Consider the following 2,773-nt stretch of genomic DNA (forward strand, 5'->3'; position numbering starts at 1 on the left):
CTGAATACATAGGGTAAGGAAGACAGACCCAGGGAACTGAAACATCTAAGTACCTGGAGGAAGAGAAAGCAAATGCGATTTCCTGAGTAGCGGCGAGCGAAACGGAACATAGCCCAAACCAAGAGGCTTGCCTCTTGGGGTTGTAGGACATTCTATACGGAGTTACAAAGGAACGAGGTAGACGAAGCGACCTGGAAAGGTCCGTCGTAGAGGGTAACAACCCCGTAGTCGAAACTTCGTTCTCTCTTGAATGTATCCTGAGTACGGCGGAACACGTGAAATTCCGTCGGAATCTGGGAGGACCATCTCCCAAGGCTAAATACTCCCTAGTGATCGATAGTGAACCAGTACCGTGAGGGAAAGGTGAAAAGCACCCCGGAAGGGGAGTGAAAGAGATCCTGAAACCGTGTGCCTACAAATAGTCAGAGCCCGTTAATGGGTGATGGCGTGCCTTTTGTAGAATGAACCGGCGAGTTACGATCCCGTGCGAGGTTAAGCTGAAGAGGCGGAGCCGCAGCGAAAGCGAGTCTGAATAGGGCGTTTAGTACGTGGTCGTAGACCCGAAACCAGGTGATCTACCCATGTCCAGGGTGAAGTTCAGGTAACACTGAATGGAGGCCCGAACCCACGCACGTTGAAAAGTGCGGGGATGAGGTGTGGGTAGCGGAGAAATTCCAATCGAACCTGGAGATAGCTGGTTCTCCCCGAAATAGCTTTAGGGCTAGCCTTAAGTGTAAGAGTCTTGGAGGTAGAGCACTGATTGGACTAGGGGTCCTCATCGGATTACCGAATTCAGTCAAACTCCGAATGCCAATGACTTATCCTTAGGAGTCAGACTGCGAGTGATAAGATCCGTAGTCAAAAGGGAAACAGCCCAGACCGCCAGCTAAGGTCCCAAAGTGTGTATTAAGTGGAAAAGGATGTGGAGTTGCTTAGACAACTAGGATGTTGGCTTAGAAGCAGCCACCATTTAAAGAGTGCGTAATAGCTCACTAGTCGAGTGACTCTGCGCCGAAAATGTACCGGGGCTAAATACACCACCGAAGCTGCGGATTGATACCAATGGTATCAGTGGTAGGGGAGCGTTCTAAGGACAGTGAAGTCAGACCGTAAGGACTGGTGGAGTGCTTAGAAGTGAGAATGCCGGTATGAGTAGCGAAAGACGGGTGAGAATCCCGTCCACCGAATGCCTAAGGTTTCCTGAGGAAGGCTCGTCCGCTCAGGGTTAGTCAGGACCTAAGCCGAGGCCGACAGGCGTAGGCGATGGACAACAGGTTGATATTCCTGTACCACCTCTTTATCGTTTGAGCAATGGAGGGACGCAGAAGGATAGAAGAAGCGTGCGATTGGTTGTGCACGTCCAAGCAGTTAGGCTGATAAGTAGGCAAATCCGCTTATCGTGAAGGCTGAGCTGTGATGGGGAAGCTCCTTATGGAGCGAAGTCTTTGATTCCCCGCTGCCAAGAAAAGCTTCTAGCGAGATAAAAGGTGCCTGTACCGCAAACCGACACAGGTAGGCGAGGAGAGAATCCTAAGGTGTGCGAGAGAACTCTGGTTAAGGAACTCGGCAAAATGACCCCGTAACTTCGGGAGAAGGGGTGCTTTCTTAACGGAAAGCCGCAGTGAATAGGCCCAAGCGACTGTTTAGCAAAAACACAGCTCTCTGCGAAGCCGTAAGGCGAAGTATAGGGGGTGACACCTGCCCGGTGCTGGAAGGTTAAGGAGAGGGGTTAGCGTAAGCGAAGCTCTGAACTGAAGCCCCAGTAAACGGCGGCCGTAACTATAACGGTCCTAAGGTAGCGAAATTCCTTGTCGGGTAAGTTCCGACCCGCACGAAAGGTGTAACGATTTGGGCACTGTCTCAACCAGAGACTCGGTGAAATTATAGTACCTGTGAAGATGCAGGTTACCCGCGACAGGACGGAAAGACCCCGTGGAGCTTTACTGTAGCCTGATATTGAATTTTGGTACAGTTTGTACAGGATAGGCGGGAGCCATTGAAACCGGAGCGCTAGCTTCGGTGGAGGCGCTGGTGGGATACCGCCCTGACTGTATTGAAATTCTAACCTACGGGTCTTATCGACCCGGGAGACAGTGTCAGGTGGGCAGTTTGACTGGGGCGGTCGCCTCCTAAAGTGTAACGGAGGCGCCCAAAGGTTCCCTCAGAATGGTTGGAAATCATTCGTAGAGTGCAAAGGCATAAGGGAGCTTGACTGCGAGACCTACAAGTCGAGCAGGGACGAAAGTCGGGCTTAGTGATCCGGTGGTTCCGCATGGAAGGGCCATCGCTCAACGGATAAAAGCTACCCCGGGGATAACAGGCTTATCTCCCCCAAGAGTCCACATCGACGGGGAGGTTTGGCACCTCGATGTCGGCTCATCGCATCCTGGGGCTGTAGTCGGTCCCAAGGGTTGGGCTGTTCGCCCATTAAAGCGGTACGCGAGCTGGGTTCAGAACGTCGTGAGACAGTTCGGTCCCTATCCGTCGTGGGCGTAGGAAATTTGAGAGGAGCTGTCCTTAGTACGAGAGGACCGGGATGGACGCACCGCTGGTGTACCAGTTGTTCTGCCAAGGGCATAGCTGGGTAGCTATGTGCGGAAGGGATAAGTGCTGAAAGCATCTAAGCATGAAGCCCCCCTCAAGATGAGATTTCCCATAGCGTAAGCTAGTAAGATCCCTGAAAGATGATCAGGTTGATAGGTTCGAGGTGGAAGCATGGTGACATGTGGAGCTGACGAATACTAATAGATCGAGGACTTAACCATATAATATG

The 2,773-nt window shown here is 51.9% G+C and carries 1 rRNA gene; it reads left to right on the plus strand.

What is annotated here, in order from left to right:
• Positions 1-2,765 (plus strand): 23S ribosomal RNA (locus FS742_RS27060); the annotation flags it as partial.
• Between the last annotated feature and the right edge of the window lie 8 nt (positions 2,766-2,773).

The organism is Bacillus cereus (assembly GCF_007678085.1).
Taxonomy (GTDB): domain Bacteria; phylum Bacillota; class Bacilli; order Bacillales; family Bacillaceae_G; genus Bacillus_A; species Bacillus_A cereus_BE.